At 40.1% G+C, this 23,192-nt stretch carries 22 protein-coding genes; 11 read left to right on the top strand and 11 right to left on the bottom strand.

Annotated features, from left to right (window positions below; translation table 11 throughout):
- Window positions 1-507 precede the first annotated feature (507 nt).
- The 3 genes from BVC89_RS24460 to hrpB form a co-directional block, all read right to left on the bottom strand.
- On the bottom strand, window positions 508-960 hold the full coding sequence (locus tag BVC89_RS24460; protein ID WP_086933724.1) for a helix-turn-helix domain-containing protein: 453 nt from the start codon (window positions 958-960) through the stop codon (window positions 508-510).
- Window positions 961-1,437: 477 nt separating this feature from the next.
- The gene (locus BVC89_RS24455) at window positions 1,438-3,270 is read right to left on the bottom strand and encodes an ABC transporter ATP-binding protein (protein ID WP_086933723.1); all 1,833 of its coding nucleotides are present in this window, start codon (window positions 3,268-3,270) and stop codon (window positions 1,438-1,440) included.
- Between the two features lie 64 nt (window positions 3,271-3,334).
- Window positions 3,335-5,896: an ATP-dependent helicase HrpB gene (hrpB, locus tag BVC89_RS24450; RefSeq protein WP_086933722.1), complete on the bottom strand. Its 2,562-nt coding sequence runs from the start codon at window positions 5,894-5,896 to the stop codon at window positions 3,335-3,337.
- 188 nt (window positions 5,897-6,084) lie between these two features.
- Here hrpB and BVC89_RS24445 point away from each other — a divergent pair, with 188 nt between their 5' ends.
- From BVC89_RS24445 to BVC89_RS24420, 6 genes are all read left to right on the top strand, one after another.
- Entirely contained in the window at window positions 6,085-6,798 is a 714-nt protein-coding gene (locus BVC89_RS24445; protein ID WP_216825041.1) for a response regulator transcription factor, read from the top strand.
- Window positions 6,788-8,074 carry a sensor histidine kinase gene (locus tag BVC89_RS24440; protein WP_086933720.1) on the top strand — a complete coding sequence of 429 codons (1,287 nt, stop codon included), beginning with the start codon at window positions 6,788-6,790 and terminating at the stop codon, window positions 8,072-8,074. The genes BVC89_RS24445 and BVC89_RS24440 overlap by 11 nt, the downstream gene beginning before the upstream one ends.
- A gap of 199 nt (window positions 8,075-8,273) precedes the next feature.
- Window positions 8,274-9,428, top strand: a complete 1,155-nt coding sequence (locus BVC89_RS24435) for a DUF418 domain-containing protein (protein ID WP_158658106.1) — start codon at window positions 8,274-8,276, stop codon at window positions 9,426-9,428.
- A gap of 88 nt (window positions 9,429-9,516) precedes the next feature.
- Complete coding sequence (locus BVC89_RS24430) at window positions 9,517-10,581, top strand: DUF2860 family protein (RefSeq protein WP_086933718.1); 1,065 nt, start codon at window positions 9,517-9,519, stop codon at window positions 10,579-10,581.
- Window positions 10,532-11,530, top strand: coding sequence for a hypothetical protein (locus BVC89_RS24425; protein ID WP_158658105.1), 999 nt, complete (start codon window positions 10,532-10,534; stop codon window positions 11,528-11,530). The genes BVC89_RS24430 and BVC89_RS24425 overlap by 50 nt, the downstream gene beginning before the upstream one ends.
- Window positions 11,531-11,610: 80 nt before the next feature.
- The gene (locus BVC89_RS24420) at window positions 11,611-12,015 is read left to right on the top strand and encodes a secondary thiamine-phosphate synthase enzyme YjbQ (protein WP_086933716.1); all 405 of its coding nucleotides are present in this window, start codon (window positions 11,611-11,613) and stop codon (window positions 12,013-12,015) included.
- 82 nt (window positions 12,016-12,097) lie between these two features.
- On the opposite strand, the gene BVC89_RS24415 is transcribed toward BVC89_RS24420, so the two are convergent.
- Window positions 12,098-12,493, bottom strand: a complete 396-nt coding sequence (locus BVC89_RS24415) for a hypothetical protein (protein ID WP_086933715.1) — start codon at window positions 12,491-12,493, stop codon at window positions 12,098-12,100.
- Window positions 12,494-12,885: 392 nt separating this feature from the next.
- On the opposite strand from BVC89_RS24415, the gene BVC89_RS24410 reads away from it, so the two are divergent.
- Both BVC89_RS24410 and BVC89_RS24405 read left to right on the top strand, forming a co-directional pair.
- Window positions 12,886-13,116 carry a DUF3820 family protein gene (locus BVC89_RS24410; RefSeq protein ID WP_086933714.1) on the top strand — a complete coding sequence of 77 codons (231 nt, stop codon included), beginning with the start codon at window positions 12,886-12,888 and terminating at the stop codon, window positions 13,114-13,116.
- 48 nt (window positions 13,117-13,164) lie between these two features.
- A complete protein-coding gene (locus BVC89_RS24405) occupies window positions 13,165-13,755 on the top strand; it encodes a uracil-DNA glycosylase family protein (RefSeq protein WP_086933713.1) in 591 nt (196 codons plus the stop codon).
- A gap of 7 nt (window positions 13,756-13,762) precedes the next feature.
- Here BVC89_RS24405 and BVC89_RS24400 read toward each other — a convergent pair whose 3' ends face one another.
- From BVC89_RS24400 to miaB, 6 genes are all read right to left on the bottom strand, one after another.
- Window positions 13,763-14,602 (bottom strand): DUF6279 family lipoprotein, encoded by an 840-nt coding sequence (locus BVC89_RS24400; RefSeq protein ID WP_158658104.1) that lies wholly within the window; start codon window positions 14,600-14,602, stop codon window positions 13,763-13,765.
- Window positions 14,603-14,647: 45 nt separating this feature from the next.
- Entirely contained in the window at window positions 14,648-16,186 is a 1,539-nt protein-coding gene (gene lnt / locus BVC89_RS24395; RefSeq protein WP_086933711.1) for an apolipoprotein N-acyltransferase, read from the bottom strand.
- Window positions 16,187-16,268: 82 nt separating this feature from the next.
- Window positions 16,269-17,129: a CorC family transporter gene (locus BVC89_RS24390; protein WP_173780741.1), complete on the bottom strand. Its 861-nt coding sequence runs from the start codon at window positions 17,127-17,129 to the stop codon at window positions 16,269-16,271.
- Window positions 17,130-17,158: 29 nt separating this feature from the next.
- Window positions 17,159-17,632, bottom strand: a complete 474-nt coding sequence (gene ybeY / locus BVC89_RS24385) for an rRNA maturation RNase YbeY (protein WP_086933710.1) — start codon at window positions 17,630-17,632, stop codon at window positions 17,159-17,161.
- Between the two features lie 9 nt (window positions 17,633-17,641).
- Window positions 17,642-18,619, bottom strand: a complete 978-nt coding sequence (locus BVC89_RS24380; RefSeq protein WP_086933709.1) for a PhoH family protein — start codon at window positions 18,617-18,619, stop codon at window positions 17,642-17,644.
- 104 nt (window positions 18,620-18,723) lie between these two features.
- Window positions 18,724-20,103, bottom strand: a complete 1,380-nt coding sequence (gene miaB, locus BVC89_RS24375; RefSeq protein ID WP_086933708.1) for a tRNA (N6-isopentenyl adenosine(37)-C2)-methylthiotransferase MiaB — start codon at window positions 20,101-20,103, stop codon at window positions 18,724-18,726.
- 334 nt (window positions 20,104-20,437) lie between these two features.
- Here miaB and BVC89_RS24370 point away from each other — a divergent pair, with 334 nt between their 5' ends.
- The 3 genes from BVC89_RS24370 to BVC89_RS24360 are packed head-to-tail and all read left to right on the top strand — an operon-like array spanning window position 20,438 to window position 21,873.
- On the top strand, window positions 20,438-20,776 hold the full coding sequence (locus BVC89_RS24370; RefSeq protein ID WP_173780740.1) for a DUF1820 family protein: 339 nt from the start codon (window positions 20,438-20,440) through the stop codon (window positions 20,774-20,776).
- A 12-nt stretch (window positions 20,777-20,788) separates the two neighbouring features.
- On the top strand, window positions 20,789-21,559 hold the full coding sequence (locus BVC89_RS24365) for an alpha/beta fold hydrolase (protein ID WP_086933707.1): 771 nt from the start codon (window positions 20,789-20,791) through the stop codon (window positions 21,557-21,559).
- A 14-nt stretch (window positions 21,560-21,573) separates the two neighbouring features.
- Entirely contained in the window at window positions 21,574-21,873 is a 300-nt protein-coding gene (locus BVC89_RS24360) for a DUF3144 domain-containing protein (RefSeq protein ID WP_086933706.1), read from the top strand.
- A gap of 28 nt (window positions 21,874-21,901) precedes the next feature.
- Here the strand turns inward: BVC89_RS24360 and BVC89_RS24355 are convergent, their stop codons facing one another.
- A complete protein-coding gene (locus BVC89_RS24355) occupies window positions 21,902-22,888 on the bottom strand; it encodes a hypothetical protein (RefSeq protein WP_158658103.1) in 987 nt (328 codons plus the stop codon).
- Window positions 22,889-23,192 lie beyond the last annotated feature (304 nt).

Below are 23,192 nucleotides of genomic sequence, written 5' to 3'. Positions count from 1 at the left end.
TAATATTTTTTGGCTTTTATTTAACAAATGGCGCCTATTAATGTTTTATGAAAAGAATTTTAAGACGCCACCATTAAAAATAATTATTTAGGGACTAGTAACAGGCCCCAGCCAAGACATTGTTATTGTTATAAGTTTTGTTTTAACACTTCACTTCCAGGTAATTCTACAATGCTTATATCTTTTTATGGAATAAATTCGGCTGACGATAGGTTCACAATGAAGACATTTTATTAGAGAAGTAATACCGTACTCGAAAAATAAAAAGTTCTTACAATAGCAGATGTAATGCTAGAAGTTAGTATAAAAATACAAAGTGAGTTGAAACACTGTCTAACTTCCGCCATTACATTAATAGCGAGCATAAAAGTATTAAAGAGTACAAATGTAGTAGGTCTGAAAAATGAAGTGTAGTCGAATGAATTCGACTACACTCGGATTTTGATTTGCAATTGCAACATGTGACGGTTGTCTTGTATAGGAGCTGTATTGATCCAGGTCAAAAGCTTATACGTAGTCGCGAAAAAGTTTCCTAAATGTGCTCGGTGCTAATCCCATCCAGCGTCGAAAAGCGTTGGTAAGGCTGGTTCTATCCGAGAAGTCTAAAGCTGTGTAAATATCATCTACACGTCGGTTTTGTCGCAGTAAATAGTCGACAGCATAATGCTTACGAACTTGGTCACGTAGTTCTGAGAAGCTGGAGCCCTGTTCTTTTAAATGACGCTGTAATGTTCGCTTAGATAAATTAAGATCTTTTGCTACTTCTGAGATGGATAGTGGAGCATTGCCAATGCGGTTTATCAATGTATTGATAACATTTTGACGCAAACCCTGATATTCGGGAATTTTTGCCTTTTCCATATACTTCTGAAAAAGCTCAGCCGGATCTCGATCCATCAGGTAGCTCGAATTTGTATCTTCCTGAGATGAGACTGGTCGCAATGGGCTCACATTATTCATATCAAGAACTCCTTGGTAAAGCGTGATTGTATGTTATTGGCATAGTCGGTTAAAACCACGAAGTGAATATGTTAAGTAAATGTACTTTTTTGTGCGGATATGTCAAATTTTTTAAAAGGTTTGGAGCAATCTAAACATATCTCCTTGAATAATAGACTATTCAAGGCAAGTTGTTACATTATTTGTCTGTTTTGAGACCGGAATAGCTTTTTGGTCTAAATGTACCTGTAATATTACGTAGTAAATGCATATATAAACACAAAGTTTCGTAACTTTTTGCTTTATTTTGATGATCTTTTACTGAGGCAGACCAGTAAAGTAATGTAAATAGAATACTCAGGCGATGTAATTATATGATAGCGAAAGCGCATTTGTTACCGGGATGGGGATTCACCAATGACACTAGTGAATAAATAGGTATTAGACTCTGATAACAGGGTCTAATACCTATTTTTTATAGGCTTATTCCATAAGTATTTATGATTCCCCCAAAAAACCTCCTGATTGATGAGACCATAATTGTGCATAGATACCTGAGCGTGCAATAAGTTCTCGGTGTGATCCCTGCTCTACAATTTTTCCATTATCGATAACTACTAACCTATCAAGTGCTGCAATAGTTGATAAGCGATGCGCAATAGCAATCACTGTTTTGTTTTCCATAAGGCTATTAAGATTGCCTTGTATTGCCTGTTCTACTTCTGAGTCTAGCGCTGAAGTTGCCTCATCAAGAATAAGTATCGGTGCATCTTTTAATAGAACTCTGGCAATGGCGATGCGCTGTCGTTGTCCCCCCGACAGTTTTACACCTCTTTCTCCTGCGTGAGCATCATATCCTCTACGATTTTGAGCATCGACCAAGCCCATAATAAAGTCATGGGCTTGTGCTTTTTTGGCTGCTTCAATCATATCTTCTTCACTTGCATCTGGCTTTCCATAAAGGAGATTATCTCTAATAGAACGGTGTAGTAATGATGTGTCCTGAGTCACCATACCAATATGTGAGCGTAAACTTTGCTGTGTAACATCGGCAATATTCTGTCCATCTACACTAATACTTCCTCCTTCGACGTCATAAAAACGTAAAAGAAGATTTACCAGTGTCGATTTTCCTGCACCGGAGCGGCCCACCAAGCCAATTTTTTCACCTGGTCTAATATGTAAGGAAAAGTTATCAATGACTTTCTCTTTAGTGCCATAATAGAAGCGAATATCATGAAATTTTATGCCTTGAGAGTGATCTATTTTTAGTTGGGGGGCATTGGGTTTATCTTGCACTTGACGGCTTACTGTTAGGGTATTCATTCCATCTTGCACGGTGCCAATATTCTCAAACAGTGCAGACACTTCCCACATAATCCACTGTGACATTCCAAATAAGCGCAGTATTAGTCCTATAGCAGCAGCTATCGAACCCGTGCTGATAGTGTTTTGTGTCCACAGCCAAATAGAAAGTGCTGACACTGAAAATGCTAACAGACAGTTAGCGAACCAAACTGCAACGCTAAGAGATGTGGCCAAACGCATTTGGGGGTGCACTGTACCTAAAAATTCTTCCATACCTTCACGGGCATATGTGGATTCTCGAAAGGAATGAGAAAATAACTTTACAGTAGTGATATTGGTATAGGTATCCACTAGCCGTCCAGTCATATTTGAGCGCGCATCGGCCTGAATGGACGAGGTGGTTTTTAAGCGGGGGAGGAAATAACGCAATAGCAAGGTGTAGCTTGCAAACCAGAATATAAAAGGGACGACCAATCGCCAATCAAGTACCGCGACTAAAACGACGATACCAGTAAAATATACAGCAACATAAAGCCCTACATCGAGTAACTTCATCACTGACTCTCGAACCGCTAAAGCGGTCTGCATAACTTTAGTCGCCAAGCGTCCTGCGAATTCGTTTTGGTAAAATCCAACGCTTTGGTCAAGCAAGTAACGATGTGCTAACCAGCGCACGGCCATGGGAAAATTACCGAGAATAGACTGATGAATTATGGTTGACTGAAATAGCACTACCAAGGGTAATCCTACTAGCACCATAAAGCCCATCAGCAATAGTTTATTGCCGGACTTCTCGAACAATTGTTCTGGCGTGTTGCTTGAAAGAAGGTCGACTAGTTGCCCTAAAAAGCCAAATAGCGATACTTCAATCAAGGCAATAGTGCAGGTTAATATTGCCATCAATATAATATAAGGCTCGCTACCGCGAACATAATAACGGCAAAAGGCATAGAGAGTTGTCGGTGGTCTAGTGACCTTTTTATCAGGAAAAGGCTGTATTAATCTTTCGAAAAAAGCGTACATAATTAAGACTTGAATAAAAGGTTATAGTTGCTTGGAAAGTGCTGGGTAATTCTGATGCTAGTTTTTAAATATGTTTTTTAGTAAAGCGTGTAGCCTTTGCATTGAGTGGGTCATCTGGCCACGGGTGTTTAGGATAGCGCCCTTTGAGTTCCTTTTTTACTTGTTGATACGTGTTTTGCCAAAAACCGGCTAAATCTTGTGTTACTTGAACAGGTCTCCTTGCAGGTGACAATAAATGCACCATTAACGGAACTTTTGAATTGATGATTGCTGGCGTTTGCATACAACCAAACATCTCTTGCAATTTTACTGACAATACGGGTGGCGACTGCAAGTAGTCTATCGGGATATGCGAGCCTGAGGGTGCTGTAATTGTCTGCGGTACTAACTTATCCATTTGTTGTTGTAAAGTCCAGTCCATCATGGTTGTGAGTATCGGGCTCAGTTCTAAGCGACGCAGTTCATCGAGAGAGCTGATGCCTGACAAAAAGGGCCGTAGCCACACGTCTAAAGAATGCAGCAATTGCTGGTTAGAAACGTCGGGCCAATTATGACTTGTATCGTGAACACGTAACAATTGTATTCGCGCTTGCCATTGTCTGTCTCGCTTCGCCCATGAGAGTGTATCTAATCCATTCTGGCGAATAAATTGTATTAATGCATTGACGATTTGCTCAGGTTCAATATTTGTTAATGATTGCGAACGTAATATTAAACTGCCGATACGCGTCTCTGTCTGTGCTATGAAGCGTCCCAGCTTAGTATCCCACTTGGCAACATCCTCAGTCTTAGTGACGTGCTTGAGGTGGCTGTTAAATAGATTTTTTTCAATCTTTGCCGCTAAAAATATAGTATCTTCTTTTTGTTCTCTTCTGCCTCCTAAATCCACAGCAACTAACCAGGGAACACTGTTCAGAGAATCACTAGTAAACAGCTTTGCAGAGCGTCCATTACTCAACTTGTAGCTACCCGATTGCTCTTGACGTCTAGCAATACGATCAGGAAAGGCAGATCCCAATAAAAAGCCTAGGTCTGTTCCTGTCTCCGGTGTTTCATTTATTGGTCTCTTTATCGTGATACTTTTTAAGAGCGACTGAAACTGTTTACTCTGTTTCCTTATTCTTGTTAACCACAATTTATGGCTATTAGGGCATTGGCCAATATCGTTTATCATGTCTATTCGTATTGCTAAATCGGCACCTACTCCAGACAGAGTATCTCGCTCAGAGAGTAACGCAGCGATATCGCAACCTAGCTTTAACAGATCATGTTTAGCTGCAGTCAACAACATATGTGCCAGACGTGGGTGTACAGGTAGAATTGCCATCGCTTTGCCGTGTTCACTTAGCTGCAATGTATGACTCTCATCTAGGGCTGACGTACCCTGTAAGGCACCTAAAGACGCTAACAAGGAAATTGCTTGTTGAAATGTACCTTCTGGGGGAGGCGTAAGCCATTCTATTTCATCTGGGTGGTGCACACCCCATTGCAGTAATTGCAATGCCAGAGCACTTAAATCTGTTTGCAAAATCTCTGGCGAGCGTTGCTCTGAGAGTGTGTGCTGTTGGCTTTGTGGCCATAGCCGATAACATACTCCTGGGCCTAAACGTCCTGCTCTACCGGCTCTTTGTATACTTGATGCTTGAGAGATGCGGTGAGTTCGCAAGCGAGTTAGGCCGGTGTTAGGATCATAAATAGGTGACCGAGCATAGCCTGAGTCGACGACAATATGAACCCCTTCAATTGTTAAGCTAGTTTCAGCGATATCTGTGGCTAGTACTATCTTGCGTTTGATCCTCCCGTCCTTTGTAACAGTGGGAGGCATTATCGCTTTTCTTTGTTCCTGTGTGTTCAAGCCTCCATGCAAAGGGAAAATATCTATATTTGCTGGAAGTTTAGTGCTTATATAATCGCTGACTGCATTGATTTCTCTTACACCAGGTAAAAATACTAATATATTTCCCTCATGTTCCTGGGTACTTCGGTATATTGTGTCGCTAATGCTTTCGATGAGGTTGCCGGTGTTAACAACTTTTGAGCTGTACAGAAATTCTACAGGGTAGTTTTTCCCTTTACTGGCAATCACGGGGGCCTTATCTAGAAAAGAAGAAATATCCATTCCATCTAGAGTGGCGGACATGATCAATAGTTTAAGTGGCTGAGTTTGTTCGCGGAAAATCGAGCGACCCTCACGACAGAGTGTTAGTGCTAAGTCCGCATCAAGGTTACGTTCATGAAATTCATCAAATATTAAAAGGCCGACACCACTAAGGGAGGGATCTGCTTGTATTCGACGGGTTAGAACACCTTCTGTCATCACTATAATCCTGGTGTCGCCACTTACTTGTGTTTCTTGCCGTATCTGATAGCCCACACGTTTTCCTGGTGCTTCTCCTAAGAGTTGGGCCATACGCTCCGCCGTCGCTCGCGCGGCTACGCGGCGGGGCTGCAACATAATAATTTGCTGCCCTTTTAGCCATGGTTCATCAAGTAAAGCTAAAGGGACAACTGTTGTCTTACCCGCCCCTGGGGCAGCCTGGAGTATCAGTTCATGGCGCTGTCTTAATGTATCTTTGATATCAGCTAAAACGCTATGGATGGGTAATTCAGCAGAGCTTGGTTTCACGATTCAATTGTTGTTATATGGATAATGGGCGTTAGAAAAATATAGTAAGAGTATACCTGCAAATACAATTGTCCCCTACACATACAACAACCTATAAACCCCTTAGCGTATATTAGTCTCAATAACAATCAATCCAAGCTGCATAACTCATAAATATTATCTTAATGTCGATATCGCTATAATCAACAATGACGATAACATTAGTTTTATGGGTGTTTACAACAACGGTGACTATGCGCGTATTGATTATTGATGATGATGCTGAATTAGCAGCAGCTATGGCTGATTTTCTAGAGCTTAAAGGGGCTCAGTGTGATTTCGCTTATCATGGTGCAATGGGGTTGAGCCTTGCCAGAGAAGTTAACTTTGACGTGATCGTGCTTGATTTGATGCTCCCTAAGATAAATGGCTTTGGCGTCTGCCAACAGTTACGAGCTGAGGGCTGTCATACTCCTATTCTTATGTTGACCGCTTGTGATACAGATACCGAACAGCTCGAAGGTTTTCATGCGGGTGTTGATGATTATGTCGTAAAACCATGTGCGATGCCTCTATTGTGGGCACGTTTGCAGGCGCTTTATCGGCGCAATAATCCGATTAAAGAAAGTATTTCAGTGGGTGATTTAACACTTTATCTAAAAGAGCATCGTGCCTGTCGTGCTGGCGATGAATTAAAACTTACCCCCACGGGATGGAAAATTCTGGCATTTCTAGCAGCTAGAAGTCCCAATGTAGTGTCCAGGGTTGAACTTGAGGATTATCTTTGGCCTGACGGTGATGTGGATACCAGTAATTTCAATGTTCAACTGCATCAATTGCGTAAAGCCGTCGACAAACCTTATAAAAAGTCGTTAATTCACACTCTAGTTGGTGTCGGTTTGGTATTGAGAGATGAAGCCTAAAACAACACAAATTAAAAGTATATCTCAGCAAGTACGTTGGCAGCTTATGCTGTTGGGCTGCGCTTTGTTTTTTGCAAGCTTGATGTTGCTCGTTATTTTTTCTTTTCACGCCATCGAAAGTACCACTCGAAATCTCGTACAGTTAGAAGCTGAGTCCATTGTTAAAAAATCATTAATATCTCCAGACTTGCCTCTGCCTCGCACAGACACACAAGGCGCTTATCGCCGTTGGTCTGATATTCCCATCGTGATACGACATCTATTTAATGAAGAAAGCAACAAGAATGCACCTTCTAATAGTGGACAATTACTTGAGGCTAGTCGTATAAGTGAAGATGGTACACTGGAGTACTTCTACCTTTTGCATCATTTTGATGAGACGTTTGGCGACTTATTTTTATTGAGTCGGCATGACGCTGAAGAAATTGAGTTGATTACCGCGCGTCTTTTTTCCGCCACGTTACAACAGTCGTTTTGGTCTACCTTTATCATATTTACGCTTTTATTTTTGTTAATTCGCTGGCTAATCCAACGTACCAGTGAACCCTTGGCTTTGCTTAATCGCTGGGCTGCTGATTTGGGGAAAAATCCAGATCTTCCATTAAAAGAAGATTTTGCTATCGAAGAGTTAAATCAACTAGCGCTGCAATTGCGTGAAGGTGTAGATAAAATTGCAAGTTATAATCAGCGAGAAAGAGAGTTCTTGCGTTATGCGAGCCATGAATTGCGCACTCCCCTAGGAATAATTCAAGCCAGTCTAGACACGTTAGAGTTACAGAGTGAAGGGAATAATAAGTCGGTAAAGCGTGCTTTGAAGGCGTGTAATAATGTACGTCAACTCTCCTCGGCACTACTTTGGTTGGCAAGAGAGTCTGATCGGCCCATCAATAAAAGTACGATAGAGGTTGAATCTCTTATTCATCGAATAATTGATGATAATCGCTATTTATTACACGGTCGAAAAATTAATATTAAACTAAATAAAATAATAGACTCACTGTATCTTGAAGAGGAACTTCTTGTTATTGTATTTTCTAATGTGTTAAGAAATGCGTTCCAATATAGCACTGATGGTGATATAGAAATTACTCTGTCTCAACATGAACTACACATATGTAATCCTTATGCAGATATAGCTGAAAATATGGAAAAACAACCTTTAGTGCAGAGTTTCGGAATTGGCTTGGAATTAGTTAAGCGAATTTGTCAAAAATTATCCTGGAAATTTAAATTCCAGAAAAATATTAGCTCAGTAAGTGTTATTGTTAGGTTCTAGCTTTCTAAGATATTAACTCTATCTTAATGCCCTTTCTATTACAGTTGTCTTCATATTTATACAACTTAAGAGTAATGAAAGGATGGCTTCTTTATCCAAAAACAACGCCGATATAAGTAATAAAAAAACCAGTGTACATACGCAGCGCATTGAGCTACTAGATGGCTTACGTGGCTTTGCTCTGTTGGGTATACTCATTATGAATATCCAATCCTTTGCAATGCCGTATCAAGCATATTTCAATCCATTTGCCTGGGGAAACGACGGCTCAGACTTATTTAGTGTGAATGGCATCACCTATATGCTGACACATATTTTTTTCGATCAGAAATTTATGACTATATTTTCTCTGTTGTTTGGTGTAAGTATGGCGTTAATGATGAAGTCGCATAATAATAAAACGATTAAAGTTAGTGGTAAAGATGTTAGTTCACTATATTTTTTATTAAGGCGTAATCTTGTCTTATTGTTTATTGGTTTGATACATGCTTATCTTGTGTGGGAAGGAGATATTTTAGTTAGCTACGCACTATGCGCCATTTTTGTTGTTTGGTTTGGAAATAAGTCAGTAAAATTCTTAATTTTTTTAGGTGTTTTTCTGTTTTTCATTCCTGTCATACTTAGTCTATTCATTGGCTTTTCTATTCCCGAAGTGGTGATACACTCTGAGCTACAAAAAGACTGGGTAATTTCACAGCAAGAGTTGCAGGAGATAATATTTACAATAAATGGCCCATGGTTTGGTTTGTTTTTATATCGTATTAATGCTGCATTTGAAATGCAAACATGGCTATTTATACTTTATAGTTTCTGGCGTGTAAGTGCATTAATGTTGTGGGGAATGGTTATATACAAGATAGGGCTTTTTGAAGGGCATGTACTGAAAAAATATATTGCCTTAGGAGGCTTTATATTAATTTCTATAGGCATAACTATTGTCATTTTTGGGGTACAGCAAAACCATACGCACCAATGGCAAGCATTTTATTCTACTCTTTTCGGTACCCAGTTTAATTATATTGGTAGCGCCTTGCTAGGGGGCGGCTATATTCTAGCCTTTATGTTGTTTGTTCAGTATTTACCATCTTGGTTAAACTATGCCATACAATGTATCGGTCGCACAGCTCTAAGTAATTATCTACTACAGAGCTTAATTTGTGGATTTGTTTTTTATGGTTATGGATTGGGGCTTTTCGCAAAATTGGATCGGTTGCAAATTCTCTTGATTGTTCCATTTGTTTGGTTAATTCAAATAATAACCAGTGCTCTATGGCTACAGTATTTTCACATGGGGCCAGTTGAATGGATATGGCGAGTTCTTGTGTTACGGGAATTTTTATCAATTAAGAAATAATCTAGTTAAGACTGTCTTAATACCCTTTGCCTTAAAATATTTATAAAAAATATTAAGTCTTTAATTGTAAATATAATAAGGTATTGTAATGCATATTGATAAGCTAACACTAATTAGAATAAGCACTATTTTTATCGGTTTTTTTTCAAATCTTGCCAATGCTCAATCTCCTAAATTAATCCTAGGTGAAGACGGAAAAGAAGGTTGGAGTGGTACTACAGGTACTTATATCCTAGCAGGAGAAGGAAAGTCTTTTTTAAATAGTATAAATGAAGAGGGAGATCAAATAATAGATTCTTTAAGTGACGAGCCTTCAGATTATGACTTTGCTACAATGTATCCTACTCTTCGAATAAATTATAGTATCTCAAATACTAGCCATGTTTCTCTTGGAGTCTTTGATACTGGCGTTACCAGTAATAGCCTGATAGAAACTCAGAGCCTCGTAGCTCTGAGTTTCTATCATACATTTTCAAATGATTCGATAATGTGGATGTCTATTGCTCCAAATATTCCTGGCTTATATCAAGTATGGCAAGATCCATATAAAACCGGTAGTGTATTGGAAAAAACAGATGCGAGTTTAAATGTTTTTTCGTTAGGTTCGGACTATATTATGGGGTCTCCCATATCCATCAGTGCTTCACTTGGAGAACAAAAAGTTGAAAATGATCATGCTGGCCAATCTTTCCACTCTAGAATTAACCAGCGTCCATTAAATAATAAACAAATAAGCTCTCTACGTCGTGATACGACATTTGGTACGCTAAGAGCTTCGCTAACTCATTCGTTAGCTGAAGGTTTATACATTGAAGGGGGAGTAAGCTACTTCCAATCGGATGCAGCAGGAAATACAAATAAATTTAGTTCCATCAGTATTGATCTTGGACTTGTATATACTTTCGAGGGCTTAGATTTTTACATGTCAGGAGATATTAATAGTGCTAAATTTGATTACATTCATCCGATATTTGAGAGTAAGAGAGAAGACGATAACTATAACCTATCTTTAGGCTTTAGTTATAAAGAACCATTTAACTGGGATAGTACATCATTCGAAGTCTTTGTGGGCACATATAATACTGTGAGTAACATTAACTTTTATGACGAAGAAAGTATTATTTTTGCAACGGGCTTTAGTTATGACTTTTAATTATAAAATAGACTATTCTTTGGGATGTATGATAATGCTAAGAAGTAAGCAGTATATGCCAGTTATGCAAAAAAAATTTTTCTCTATTATAGTATTTTTTTTTGTAACTTTTTTTCTGATCTCTATTGCTGAGGCTAGCAATAAAGACTCAGGCTATCTTATTAAGTATCGTATTTTATCTAAAAGTAAAGAAGTTGGTGGTATAACTCATAGAATTATCCCTAGAGAAAGCGGCTATATCATTGCAGAAGCAAGTGAAATAAAAACTTCTGGGTGGTGGGGGAAGATTAATATAAATTCGAGCTTTGTCGAGACTTACGATTTAAGAGGTAAGTTATTGAGTTCTAAAAATAATATACTAGACGGGAAAAAAGTCTATAACTTTACAACATATCTAGATAACGATTATTACCAAGTCTCATACCGTAAGCTCGAAAAAATAACAAGCAGTGAGCTTAGAGTGATGGGTAAACTAAATAATCTGATTACTAGTGATGTAGCTTTTGATGCTGATAGTATGATCAATTTTTCCAATAGTATATTTTCAGGTAGAACAGAAAAAAGCGAGGGCGGCAAGTTTTATGTTAAAGAATTTGATACAACGTTGACTTACCTTCCTATGTTTTTGCAAGAAACATTTAATAATAATAGACAGCTAAAAATTAGAGTTTATGATTCAGAAGAACTAGAGATTACTTATCAAACAGTGGTGGATCTAGGTTGGGAAGATGTTTATTTAAATGGCAAGACATATCGAACTCGTCATTTTCGCTTAACTGAAGATCAGGAGGAAAGAAAAAAATACGCGACTCATATTTGGATCGCCAATTTTTCCATAAATACTGGTGATCTTAATATAAGTCCGAGAACTACAAAAAAAACTTTTCCGTATATTATTCGACTAACCGCGCAAGATGAAGATGGGCCTATAGAAATTATCATTCGATAGCGTATTTTCCTCTTAAAAAGTGCTTGTTTCTATACATTTGACCACAGTATCATGACCAAAAATACATTTAGATGAGCTTTATGATATTCACACTTAAACTTGCGGTTAAAGGCCAAGGGCTCCATGCTTTTACCGATGATGTTAAGAACCTTGTTCAACAAAGTGGCGTAAACGAAGGTCTTTGTACGCTTTTTGTTCAGCATACTTCCGCCAGCTTATTGGTTCAGGAGAATTATGATCCTAGTGCTCAGCACGATCTAGAAAATTGGCTTAATCGCCTCGTGCCTGAACGAGATCCTCTTTATACCCACACTTTAGAAGGAGATGATGACATGCCTGCACACATTAAAGCTGCTCTTACAGCTACTAGCTTAGGTATTCCAATCATTGATGGTGCACTTGCCCTCGGGACTTGGCAAGGCATCTATTTGTGGGAACATCGCAGAGGAGAAACATTACGTAATGTGGTGATGCATGTATCTTAAGTTAATGTCAAAAGGCTCTTAGATCTAACCCTTTGTTAATGAGATGAATTCTGATTCGTTTTTGCGCTATTACTAAAAGATACTAACAGCTTAAATCGCACGGGACTGAAATACCAAACCAATCGTATGCTTCTTCTAGTGAATGAAAAATTTCAATTTGCCAAGGAAGTTCATCAGCCAACATTTTGTACAAGGCGAACAAAGCATTACCCGTGTTATCTGGACGAATCACAGTGGCGTTCTTAACATTTGGGGTTATTTGGCAAACTGCTTTCATTACGGCAACTAATCTACGGACATTTTCTTGGCTAACATTAGCATGACGATACTGACTCCAGTCTCCTAACACGAAATGTGTATAGTCGAAGCGCTCATCGCCCGAAATTTCTAATGCACAAGACACTAGGTCCTCACCTGATACATTTCCAGCGAAATGTATATGGAGAAAATCAGGATTGTTCCAATTATAACGTATCAAAAGTTTATCCTTACGTATTTCCTAGAGCCTGTTGATCGGCACTAGATACAGTTTTTAATAGAAAACAGTTTTGTGCAAGGGTAAATAGCAGGATTGTTAAATATAAACTATTTTTCAATCGATTTGAGCGTTTAGATGCTTAGTAAAAGCGCACAATTTTTATTATAGGTGAGGGTTTTAGATTTAACCACTATGGTAGCTAATCGATATGAACTATTATTCGCGTGTTAAATTAAAATGTCGCTGTAATATATTCTAAATGGTTATTTAGCGCTTTTAAAAGACTTAATATTTTAGGCTGTTTCTTGTGAGTCGATATATCACTAATATAAAATGATGCGATCGTTCAGCCAGCCGGAAACCTCTTATCCCGATAGGAATAATATTGCGCTATGAATTTAGAAAAAAAGCACTTAATTCGTGCAGCAAACATGAAGATGCCTTTTGGTAAATATCAGGGGAGAGTGTTAATCGATATTCCAGAAGACTACTTGCTGTGGATGTCTCAGAGAGGTTTCCCTGAAGGAGAGTTGGGGTTGCTATTGGCTTTATGTTTGGAGGTTAAAGTAAACGGTCTTGAAGAAATATTTGACCCCCTACGTAGTTATCCTACTATTCATTAGACACTAATATTCGCAAACTGGAATAAAATCGCATAGGTGCTTATTTTTATGAATATTGATGTGCTTTTACAAGATATTCGCGGCTGCACTTTATGTGAGAAAGATTTGCCGTTAGGCCCTCGCCCAGTCTTGCAGATTGGCCACAGTGCAAAAATCTTAGTGGCAGCTCAGGCGCCGGGAACGCGTGTGCATGAGACTGGTATTCCGTTTAATGATCCAAGTGGGGATCGCTTACGCAAGTGGATGGGCGTTTCACGAGATTTATTTTATGATGCCAATAAATTAGCCATCGTGCCTATGGGCTTTTGTTATCCGGGGCGTGGCAAGTCAGGAGATTTGCCACCCAGAAAAGAATGCGCTCAAACTTGGCGAGCTAAGGTTTTGGAAGAGCTGAAAAATATCGAATTAACCTTGGTCATTGGGCAGTACGCTTTCGCTTATCACTTACCTGGCAGAAGCGGAAACTTAACGGATAATGTTAAGCTTTGGCAACAGGATTGGCCCCATACTCTATTACTACCCCATCCGAGCCCGCGTAATAATATTTGGCTTAAAAAGAACCCTTGGTTTGAAGAGTCTATTGTCCCGCGCCTTCAGGAGCGAGTCGCAACTGTGCTAGGGGCAACAGGCTCTGAGTAAGCACATGCTAGTCTTCGTGTAGGCTAATAAAGTCTTTTTGGTAATTTTTTAACTTGCTCAACATCTTTTTCTTTTGTTTTTCTGTTTGATTATTGACAAGCTTTGCAAGCAAACTGTACGTAGCTTCTTGGTTATGGTCTAGAATTCTTTGTAGTTCTGGTGCCCAGTCATCGGTACGATAGATAATAATACCATCCAACTTACTATTAATTAGCTCGATATTATTGCGATGCATCATTGCATCTTCAACTTTCTTTGCCCATAGTTCTTGCTGCTTTAATGTAAGTGGCTCATGGGTTTGTAGTTGATCTAACCATTCTTCAAGCCATTGCTTTTGCTGCTCGGTAAATGAGCCAAAGAATGGTGATATGTAGTCCACCAATTCTTCTCTTCGCTTACGCCGTTGTTTTTTTTCAGAAATATCGACATATTTTTTCTTATATTTCTTTCGCTCTTTAGCAAGGTTATCGAGCACTTCCTCTACTTGTTCATCTGATAGAGTACTCATAAGCGTAGCAAGTGTAGGTTTTAAACGCTTAACTGAGGCGTCAATAAAAATCTGGAGTTTATCTGTTTCTCCATGTATCCATTGCCCATCAATTTTTTCCGTTGTTAAATGAGTTATTAAAGTATCGATATACTCAGCATAAATAGGTAGTTGAGTTTGACGATGCCACTGGTGAAACTCTTTAAAATTCTCAGAGAGATACTTTTTTTGCTTTGAATCTAATGAAACATATTTACCAATTTGCCATTTAAATACAACACCCAAGAAATTATAGGCGAGCTTGGTAGAGCATCCGCTTAGGCAAAATAGGCAGAGAGTGATAATTAACAGTCGTTTCATGTGCGTTCTTGTAAAAATATTAAAAATAACCAAAAGCCTAACAAATCATGCTAGCGCTTTTCTAACTTGATTCATTCCTCGGCTGGCAATGCTAAATACTAAAATTATTAGACACAAGCCAACTATTGGTAGTGAACCCCATCGAGCAAAAGGCGTGATAGTATTGATCAATTTCACATCGTCATAAGTATTGACTTCGCGAACAAACTGTTCTCCAAGTAAACTTATTTGTCCCTTTGGATTTATTATACCGCTCACGCCGGTATTAGTTGCACGTATGACATAACGCTGATTTTCTAGTGCTCGCATTTGTGCCATTTGAAAATGCTGCATTGGGCCTATGGAATCTCCAAACCATGCATCGTTACTGATTGTAACTAATAAGTGTGCATGTTTTGCTAGCCTTGCAACCAGATCTGGATATACGATTTCATAACAGATGGAGGGAGCAATATTGTATTGGCCATAGTTGAGAATATCCTGCTGTTTTGGCCCAGGGTAAATAATAGAATTGGGCAAATCAAAAAAATTAATTAAGCCGCGCAGCCATTTTTCTAATGGTACATATTCTCCAAAAGGGACTAAACGCTGCTTAAAATAAATACCGCCTGCATTACCAATGCCGATAATGCTGTTATAGTAAATACCTGGCTGCGGATCATCATAGAGTATCCCAGTAATGATGCCTGTGCCGGAATTATTCGCCAATTCATCCATTTCACCTAAAAATTCTTCGGCTTCGTGATACATAATAGGAACCGCTGCTTCAGGCCATAGTATTAAGTCTTTATCCAGGTGCTCAGAGGTCTGTTCACGTAAAATAGACAAGATGTCGCTGCGATAGATTGGGTTCCATTTTAGTTCTAAGGGAATATTTGGTTGAATAATTGCCACGGAAATCGTTGAGTCAGGATGGCTATCTTTTGGCTCGGTTTGCCAGGAGCGGTGGGACAAATAGAGACCTGTCGACCAGATGAATAGCAGTAGGGAAGTGTAAGTTAATAGCGCTTTCTTACTTCTCGAAATAAAAATGGAATACAACAGGGTACTGGATAATATGGCAAAGAAACTTAGGCTAAAAACACCTAAAACTGGAGCCCAACCAGCCAGCCAAGTGTCTACATGGGCATACCCGATATAGAGCCATGGGAAGCCTGTGAGAAACCAGCTACGGCTCCATTCACCTAAGACCCATATACTGCTAAAGCCAATAATACGGCCGGTTGTGTTTTCTTTAATAAAACGGCAGTAAATTATAAAAGGTAAGGCAAAAACTAAAGCTAGAGCGCTGACAAACATTGCAGTCATGATACCAGCAAGAAGTGGTGGCGTTTGCGCAAAATCATGAATTGCCACATAAACCCATGAAGCGCCTGCGCCAAACATTCCCAAGCCAAATAAAAAGCTTCTAAAAAAGCCTTGCTTGATATTTGAACCTTGCAGTAAAAGAAGCAGTACTAGTGGAGTCAACAGTCCAATTGGCCACAGTTTATATGGTGCTAAAGATAGAGGAACAAGTGCTCCAGTTAATAGTGCGAGCACATTTGCTCGCCATCCAGAGTTTAAGTTAATTAGATGTTTCATGGGCCTTTGATCGCATATCCTGATAAAGACAGATCGATGCCTCCTTGCTAACAACTGCCATCTATTTGTTTTTGTCCTTTACTTACTTCTTGGGAGCGTTATGAGAAACACGTAGCAGGTGTATCTTTCGATTATCAGAATAGAGCACTCGAAATGTAAAATTACTAATATCTACAGATTCGTTACGTGTAGGCATATGACCAAAGGCCCTCATAACTAAACCTCCCACTGTATCAAAGTCGCCGTTATTCATCTTAACTCTGAAATAGGCATTGAAGTCTTCGATAGGTGTGAGTGCTTTGAGAATATAGTCACTATTTGAAACCTGACGAATAAAATCTTCGCCTTCATCTTCGTCTGTTTCATCCTCAATTTCGCCGACTATCTCCTCAAGGATATCTTCAATCGTCACCAAGCCAGAAATACCACCATACTCATCGATAACGATTGCCATATGATAACGATTTTCGCGAAACTCTTTGAGTAACACGTTAAGCCTTTTACTCTCGGGAATAATGTTCGCTGTTCGCAGAATTTTATCGAAATTAAAATTTTCTAATCCATTTAGGATCAGAGGTAGTAAATCTTTTGCCAACAAAATCCCTTTGACGTCATCGATGGTTTCCCCGATAACTGGGAAGCGAGAGTGCGCAGATTCAATAACTTTGGGCAAAAACTCTTCGGGGCTTTCGTCTTCTTTAATAACCACCATTTGAGAACGAGGAATCATAATTTCTCGCACTTGCTGGTTGGCGACATCGAGTGCACCCTCAATGATACTTAGGGCTTCTTGATCGACGACTTTATTGCTCGCGGAGCGTTTTATTATTTCTAGTAGCTCTTCACGAGATTTTGGTTCAGAGGTGAAACCTGACAGGATACGCTCGAACCATGAGGTACTTGCTTTGACATCCTCGTTTCTACTCGGAGGTTCTTCAGACATGACGTTACATTAGCTCCATAGCAATAATTCTAATGATGTGGTGATGAACTCTGAGATTCATAGGGCGATGGGTGTCCCATAGCCATAAGTATCTGTGTTTCCAGAGTTTCCATTTCTTCTGCTTCGGCATCATCGATATGATCATAGCCGAGTAAATGTAGGGTACCGTGAACGACCATATGTGCCCAGTGACTACGTACAGTCTTATCCTGTTCTCTAGCTTCATCAATGACTACTTCTGCACATATAGCAAGATCACCTAACAAAGGTATATCGACACCTTCGGGTAATTCGCAGGGAAACGAGAGAACATTGGTTGATTTGTCTTTATTACGGTATTGGTGGTTAAGGCTGCGGCTTTCGTCGGCATCAATTACGCGAATGCTAATCTCTTTATCCACACTTACACCAGCCGCGTTGAGAGCTGCTAAAACCCACCGCTTGAAGTCTTCCAACGGTGGAATTTCAATGGCACTGGCGTTTTCTAAATCGACATTTAGCATTAGATGTATCTAGTTTTTAGCTTCTGACTTTTCATAAGCTTCGACGATACGCTGTACTATGGGGTGTCTAACAACATCTTTAGCGCCAAATATGCAGAAGCTAATGCCGTCGACACCTTCCAGAACTTCTTGGGCGTGTTTAAGGCCTGATTTTTGTCCACTTGGAAGGTCTATTTGCGATGGGTCACCGGTGATTACCGCTGTTGAGCCAAAACCGATACGCGTTAGGAACATTTTCATTTGCTCCCGAGTTGTGTTCTGACTTTCATCTAAGATAACGAAAGAGTTATTGAGCGTTCGCCCACGCATATAAGCGAGCGGAGCTACTTCAATGATATTGCGCTCGATAAATTTTTCCACAGTTTCAAAGCCGACCATTTCATATAGAGCGTCGTAAAGTGGGCGCAGATAAGGGTCGACTTTCTGAGCTAAATCACCAGGTAGAAACCCTAACTTTTCTCCCGCTTCAACCGCAGGGCGAACAAGCAAAATACGCTCTACTTGGTCTTGGATCAATGCTTCTACTGCACAGGCAACCGCTAAATAGGTTTTACCTGTTCCAGCAGGACCAATACCAAAATTAATATCGTTATTGCGCACTGCAGCCACGTAGCGTTGTTGGTTTTGACCACGAGGTTTAATCGATGCTTTTTTGGTTTTGATAATACTGGCTTGTGCAATAGCATTATCGATATCGTTGGCTGCTTTTTGTTCCATGCCTGTCTCCTGAAGAACTAAATGGACTTCATCTACGGTGAGGTCAGAAGATGCTGTATCTTGATAAAGCCGGGTGAGAACTTGATTCGCTATATTAGCTTGTTTCTTATTACCCAGGCAGGAGAAATGATTACCTCGACGGCGGATTTCAACATTCAGCCTCTGCTCAATGAGTTTTATATGATTGTCGAATTGGCCGCAGAGCAATGCTAAACGACGTGCATCATTAGGTTCGAGCGTTAGGGCGAGCTCCTGAGCTTGGTTATCCAAAGTTGGGGTCTAAACCTCTGTTACTTGAGTTATCTCACAGCCTACATTATTCCCGCTATATGGAAAAGTAGCTTTGAGTTAATTTATATAAGCCCTCGTTTGACCTAGAGAGCCTCGTCCAGTTCCGAGCCCAACAAAACGCCCCGTAGAGAGTTAGGAAGTGCTTCCTCAATAAGAATGTCTGCAAATTTGCCAATCAATTCTGCTTGATCGCAGCGAAAGTTGACGACGCGGTTGTTTTCAGTGCGGCCGGATAGTTGTCCTGGGTCCTTCTTACTGTAACCGGTCACTAATACCCGCTCAGTGTTGCCTACCATTTTGCGAGCAATGGATTGAGATTGTTGATTAATGCGCTGTTGTAATAACGATAGGCGTTCTTTTTTGACGCTATCTGGCGTTGAGTCAGCCAGGTCAGAAGCTGGTGTTCCAGGTCGTTGACTATAAATGAAGCTAAATGACATATCAAAGTCAATATCCCGAATGAGGTTCATTGTCGCCTCGAAGTCGGCATCGCTCTCGCCAGGGAAACCGACAATAAAATCTGACGAGATACTGATATCTGGTCGAATAGCTCGCAGGCGACGGATCTTAGACTTATATTCCAAAGCCGTATGACCTCGCTTCATGGCCATAAGAATACGATCTGAGCCACTCTGCACTGGCAGGTGAATATGGCTGACTAACTCAGGCACTTCACCATAGACTTGGATCAAGCTATCAGAGAACTCCACTGGGTGTGAAGTTGTAAAGCGAATGCGGTCAATGCCATCGACAGCCGCGACCAGAGTGATCAGCTCGGCGAGATCGACAATTCCTTCAGAGCCTTCCCCTCGATACGCATTAACGTTTTGCCCGAGTAAATTTATTTCTCTCACATTTTGTGCTGCTAGATGTTCAATTTCCCTCAGCACGTCATTTACGGGACGGCTAACTTCCTCTCCGCGAGTATAGGGTACGACACAGAATGTACAATATTTTGAGCAGCCCTCCATAATCGATACAAAAGCACTAACACCATCTGCCTCGGGCTCTGGTAATCGATCGAACTTTTCTATTTCAGGAAAGCTAATATCCACGACAACTGCGCCATTATCCCGTGGCGTTTCTATCATTTCAGGCAGTCGGTGTAATGTTTGGGGGCCAAAAATTAAGTCCACGAAAGGAGCTCTCTTGGCAATAGCATCTCCCTCTTGGCTCGCCACACAACCACCTACACCAATCACGAGATTTGGGTTCTTCTCTTTCAGATGTTTCCAGCGGCCGAGCTGATGAAAGAGTTTTTCTTGAGCTTTTTCACGAATCGAGCATGTATTTACTAACAATACGTCGGCTTCTTCAGGGTTCTCAGTAGCGACCATATCGTGTGATTCGCCCAATAAATCCCGCATCCTGGACGAGTCATATTCATTCATCTGGCAGCCATGGGTCTGAATAAATAGTTTTTTTGCATTACTGCCGCTGTGTTGCTTAGTCTGTTCGCTCATGTGTGAATTTTGTGCCTAAAAAATAATCGCGCATTATATAGCAAAGGCCATATGAATTAACATAGTGTGTTTGCAACCAAATTGAGGCTGGACACTGAGGATGGCGTATAGACGCCGATAACTTTGCCGAGATCAGCGCTTGCAATTTCATGGTTTGACCATATATCTGCAAGTCAATAAACCTCTAAAGAAATAGCCCCTAGAGATAAAGATGTATCTAACCTAGTTAAGCGCTGTTTGAACATGTTGGTATTGGTTGTGGGAGTTTACAATCCTACTCAGTCTTTGTAGTTAAATGACGCAATTGTTAAAGGCGTCAATATAAGTGAAATTTATGGCGATGAACCCCGTGTATAAAGTGATTTTTTATAACCGTGATGAAGTGTATGAAGTGTTTGTACGTGGCATCTATCAGAGCGAAATGTATGGCTTCATCGAAATTGAAGAGCTGATTTTTGGTGAGCGCAGCCAGCTTGTCGTTGATCCCGGCGAAGAAAAATTAAAAAACGAGTTTTTAGGTGTGAAGCGCTCTTTCGTGCCCATGCACAGTATTATTCGTATTGATGAAGTGGATAAAGAAGGCAAGATGAAGGTGTCGGAAGTAAAGTCTAGCGATAAAGTCGCGAAATTCCCCTTTTCTCCCAATGGGCCGCGACCTACTAATGATTCCTAGTGTGAGTTGAACATGCACTCCAATCACTTATTTCATAAGACGCAAGGGCAGGGGGAGCCGTTAGTATTGATACATGGATTGTTTGGCTCTCACGATAACCTGGGGATGATTGCACGTTTACTCGCCGAGCACTTTACCGTTTATTCCATCGACTTGCCTAATCACGGTCGCTCACCTCATTCTCAAAGCACAAACCTCGATCAGATGGTAGCGCAAGTATCTTTATGGCTCGATAGTGTTGGTTTAGATTGCACCCATATATTAGGACACTCTCTCGGTGGCAAAGTGGCAATGGAGATGGCTTTGCGTTACCCAGATAGAGTGAAGCAATTGATTATTATGGACATTGCACCTGTACTTTATCAGTCTCAACACAACAGTGTCTTTGAAGGCTTATTGGCGATAGATGTTGAAAAGCTTAACTCCCGCTCAGAAGCCGATCAAATTTTAAAAGCCTATGTAGAAGAGCTTCCGGTCAGAAGTTTTTTGCTAAAAAACTTAAGTAAAAATCCTCAGGGAAACTACGCTTGGCGTATGAATTTGTCAGCTCTTTATGACGGCTACTCGCAGCTTATTAGGGAAAACTCAGAGGGCGCTAGATTTGAAGGTAAAACATTATTCTTAAAAGGTGGCAACTCAGATTATATTCAGGATTCCCACAAAGATGCCATTCTCAATCGTTTTCCTGCCACCAGCTTAAAAGTTGTCGCCAATACTGGCCATTGGTTACATGCGGAAAAACCTGAAATTATCGCCAAGCTAGCAATTAAATTTTTATCCTAGATGAGAGTTACCCTGTGACAAATCAAACATCTGATCAAGATCGGTATTGGCAATTAGTTGAAAGTATTATTCATCTGGCGAATGATAACAGCGAGGGTGTTGATATTGGTATTGTCGCCTCAGCTTTAATGCAGGCTAGCTCAAGGTTTGCAGCATTCTACGTTGCAAACAGCTCTGCTAGCCGCAAAGACTTAAAAGAAGATAAAGATGAACTGATTCGGGATATGACCAGAGAATTTAAAAGGCAATTCGCAGAAAATCTAGAAGATTATATTGAGAATTACAAAGTCTATTTAGCCGAACCTGAAGAGTAATATCACTTTAGATCTAGAGCACCTTTTATTAGTTTGTTACGGGCATAAAAGAAAATACACCTGGAGACTTGGGGTCGACTGTAACCTTAATCCAGTTGCCGTTAGCTTCACCAAAGGTTTCTACGCGCAAAAAATGCTTTGGTGCGTCGTCACCAATCAGCGCTTGCTGATCAATTTTGAATGTGTGGGTATCGCCGTGGGTTAATATCACGGGTTTGCCAAATGCTTTTGCAAGCTTATGCAGTTGCTTGAGAAAAGGCATAAAAGCTCTTCTATCTTTTCTGCTTGCTCCTTCTAATAAGCCAGGATTGGCGTGGATGGTAATAAAGACCGCATGTGCATTATCTTTGGCTGCTAATTCAAATGTTGCCTCTAGCCAGTAAAGTGCAGCCTCTGTTCGAGCTTTTACCTCTTCATCGTATTTTTTTGTTCGCCGAAATGAAGACAGTAATGAAAAGCCAGCAGTACCATTAAAACTCCCTACCACATGAATGGTCGAAAATACGACGTTACTTTTTTTCCACATAGCGTTCTCAACAAAAGCGTCAAATGGTGCACCTAAGCTATTTTGTCTGACAAAACTGTCTGTAACAGCTTCAAACTGCTTGTTAGAACTGTCGAAAAATAAATCCCTTAGATAATCTAGTCGTTCAAGAGGGTCATAATTGCCTGCTGTAATACGATGACAATCAGTCCATTCATTGTCTCCCGGAGTATAAATAAATGGTGGGTTGAGCTTATCGAAACGTTTTTTCCTGTCGATAAGGAATTCATTCGAGCATTTACTTGCGCCTGTTTTAATATCGCCTGCGTGTAGTACCCAAGATAGAGAGACGTCGTCGTTTATCTGTGTCGTCAGTTTATTAAACTCTTCGCTTATTTCCCCAATTTTCACCCCATAGGGAAGGTCTCCAACCAATGCAAATGAGAAAGGCTTCTCTGTGTCGGCTGATACTTTTGTGAAGCCGCTTAAGAAAAGAAAAGTGAAGAAGAAGCAGTACAAATTTTTATTCATAAGGTAAATATAATCCACATAAATGACACTTTTACATAATGTTCGCATTATCTCTGAAGTGAGCCCTTGCATCTTCTGGGGCGCTTACAGTTAGCGTTTACAAGCCTAAGTAGGAGTATTTCTTTGCTTTTGATGTGGCAGCAAATAAACCATATAGAGATTAGAACGCGTTACCTTTTAAGGGTCAATATCTTATCTGAGCGCTGTATACAGCATAAGGCAGCGAAGAATGAACTGTGCGACTGTTTTCTGATCGTTTAGGTTGCATTATTGACAATTAATTTAGTATTGCTCGAACAAAAGA

It is taken from the genome of Agarilytica rhodophyticola, assembly GCF_002157225.2.
GTDB classification, from domain to species: Bacteria; Pseudomonadota; Gammaproteobacteria; order Pseudomonadales; family Cellvibrionaceae; genus Agarilytica; species Agarilytica rhodophyticola.
Note: the sequence above shows the minus strand (reverse complement) of the source record. Positions and strands in the feature narration are given on the sequence as shown.